Annotated in this window: 1 pseudogene; it reads right to left on the minus strand. The window is 61.3% G+C overall.

What is annotated here, in order from left to right:
- Positions 1 to 52 precede the first annotated feature (52 nt).
- Positions 53 to 253 (minus strand): annotated as a pseudogene (locus FQ668_RS27825) (enoyl-CoA hydratase); the annotation flags it as partial.

A 253-nucleotide genomic window follows, 5' to 3' on the forward strand; every position in this document is an offset into this window, starting at 1 on the left:
GGATTACCACATATCTGTGGGAGCGGGTTTACCCGCGAAAGGGCTGGTGCGCTCAACCCATATGCTGCTGGTCCAGCTCGATTGCCTTGTCCAAGGCTTCCAGCAGCCCTTTGCGCACCTTCAGCTTGGTGTTCTTGTGTGCCAGCATGTTCAGCATCTTCAACTCCCGCGCCGCCGCCAGTGCCGCTTCCTGCAATTGCTCGGCCGGCACCACCTTGTCGAGGAAGCCAGCCTCCACCGCACCCTGCGGGTC

The sequence above is a fragment of the Pseudomonas sp. Kh14 genome (assembly GCF_900291005.1).
In the GTDB taxonomy this organism is placed as follows: Bacteria; Pseudomonadota; Gammaproteobacteria; order Pseudomonadales; family Pseudomonadaceae; genus Aquipseudomonas; species Aquipseudomonas alloputida.